General features: G+C 62.5%; 2 protein-coding genes. Both read right to left on the bottom strand.

Annotated elements, in window-relative coordinates:
* Window positions 1–54: 54 nt before the first annotated feature.
* On the bottom strand, window positions 55–927 hold the full coding sequence (istB, locus tag NKI97_RS35275; RefSeq protein WP_352838594.1) for an IS21-like element helper ATPase IstB: 873 nt from the start codon (window positions 925–927) through the stop codon (window positions 55–57).
* Window positions 924–2186 carry an IS21 family transposase gene (istA, locus tag NKI97_RS35270; protein WP_352838593.1) on the bottom strand — a complete coding sequence of 421 codons (1263 nt, stop codon included), beginning with the start codon at window positions 2184–2186 and terminating at the stop codon, window positions 924–926. The genes istB and istA overlap by 4 nt, the downstream gene beginning before the upstream one ends.
* Window positions 2187–2332 lie beyond the last annotated feature (146 nt).

Below are 2332 nucleotides of genomic sequence, written 5' to 3'. Positions count from 1 at the left end.
TGCCGCTCGAATTTTCCCCAAAAGTGCCGAAGTAAAATTCCCCAGTTTCGCCGCTCAGACTGTCGCGGAGGGGTGTCCATTTTTCGGCGGCCGGCCGCGCGGTCGTGATGGTGCGTTGAGCGTCGGCGGCGTGATGGAGGCTTTTGATCGCAGGTGTTCGGGCATGAGCTCGGCGTGTTGTCGGAGCCGATAGCTCGATCCTTCGATCTGGACGACGACCGCATGATGAAGCAGGCGATCGAGAAGTGCGGTTGCGACGACAGGATCGCCGAAGACCTCGCCCCATTCGGCGAAGCCGCGGTTTGAGGTGAGAATCATGGCGCCCTTCTCATAGCGGGCGTTGACGAGCTGGAAGAACAGATTGCCGCCACCGTGGATGACGGGCAGGTAGCCGATCTCATCGACAACGAGCAGAGCAGGCCGGCAGAAGAAGCGGATGCGTTCCTGCAGGCGGCCTTCGCGTTCGGCCCTTGCCAGTGCGGCGATGAGTTCGGCGAGCGTGCAGAAATAGACGCTCTTTCCAGCCTTCACAGCCTCGACGGCAAGCGCGATGGCCAGATGGCTCTTGCCTGTGCCGGGTGGGCCGAGGAAGTGGACGACCTCGCAGCGGGCGACGAAGCCGAGTTGGGCGAGCGTGAAGATTCGATCTCGGTCGAGCGAGGGCTGGAAAGAGAAGTCGAAGCCGGCGAGCGTCTTGATCGTGGCCAGACGCCCCATGCGCAGTGCCGTCTTGATCCGGCTGTTCTCGCGGAGGGTCAACTCTTCCGAAAGGAGGATGTCCATGGCTTCGAGGGCGGCGATCTCGCCTTGCTCGAGCCGGCGCACGACATGATCGAGCGCTTCGAGCGCTCGTGGCATCTTCAGGCCGACGAGATCGTGGCGGATCCGGTCGATGGTGGATGGCGTGGTATCGAGCGCATTCGTCATGGACGCTGCTCCTTGGCCATCACCCGGGCGACGGCATCGTAGAAGGCCAACGGGCGCTGAGCGACCCTGTCGCCTGAGCCATGAAGGATGACCTCGTCGTTCCTCAGTCTTTGTCGGCGCTTGTGGACGTGGATGTTGCGATGCCCGGGCTCGACATGACGCTGGTGCCGACCTTCTAGAATGGGATGGATGGCAATCAGTGCGCCGTCCTCGAAGATGCGTACCTCTTCGGCCAGAGTGTGCACCTCGACGACACGGCGCCTGGTGGCGTCGGGCACGCTATAGAAATTGCCGCCAACGCTAACCATGCCCTCCCGGCTGATGCGTCGCTCGAGCTTCAGGACCGATCGGAACGGAGCCAACGGCAGCGGCCGGAGCGCTGTCCGCTCCTCGGCAAAAGCTTCGTTGACGACACGCCGTGTGGTTGCGTGAACTCTCGGGTTTGCGACCGTGTCCAGCCAGTGACGCAACTGGGCGTTCAGGTCTTCGAGATTGCGAAAGGACCGGGCCAGGAAGAAGTCCTCGCGAATGTAGCGGAACGGCCGCTCGACCTTGCCTTTGGTTTTGGCGCGGTAAGGCCGACACGCCTTGGGATGGAAACCATAGTGGCGGGCAAGATCGACGAGGGCACGGTTGTAGACGATGCCGCCGGTATCGCCTTCGCCGATCACAGCCGTCTTCATACGGTCGTAAAGCACTTCGCGAGGAGCGCCGCCCAACGCCTCGAAAGCCCCGGCATGGCAGCGCAAGACAGTCGGCAGATCCTGGTGGACGACGAAGCGTGCCCAGATAAGGCGACTGAAGCCAAGCACCATGGAGAATAGCCAGACGATTCTCGGCGTGGTCGGCTCATCGGCAAAGACGACATTGAACTGGGCGAAGTCGACCTGCGCCTGCTCGCCGGGCGGAGTCTCGAAGCGAACCTCGTATCCACGCTCCGCCGCGGCAGGACGGACGTCGCGCAGGAAGTCGGTAACGGCCGTGTAGCCGCCGCCATAGCCGAGGTCCTTCAGTTCGCGGAAAAGCCGGCTGCCGGTGAGCCCAGGATATCGCGTGACACGTTCGCGAAGATAGGCTGTAAAGGGATCGATCACCGCCTGACGCGGCTTGCGTGGTCCGTAGGCCGGAGCCTCGAGCCCGCGCGCTATGTATTTGCGCACCGTCTTGCGGTCGATCCCGCTCTCCCTGGCGATCGCCGACACCGACAGGCCCTGCCGATGCAAATCCAGTATCATCATCATCTCCCCGATCTTGATCACCGAAATCCCTCTCCCGACCATCAGGAGAAGCATCAACGATTACGCGCCGCCGGTCTCCCGGAGCGCGCTCCGGAAGACCGGCGGCAGCGCTAAAACTGGGGAAGATTCAAACGGCACTTCTGGGGAGTATTGAGCCGGCATCGACA

The organism is Mesorhizobium sp. M0296 (assembly GCF_040321675.1).
In the GTDB taxonomy this organism is placed as follows: domain Bacteria; phylum Pseudomonadota; class Alphaproteobacteria; order Rhizobiales; family Rhizobiaceae; genus Mesorhizobium.
The sequence above is the reverse complement of the archived record's forward strand: the minus strand, read 5'-3'. Positions and strand labels throughout refer to the sequence as shown.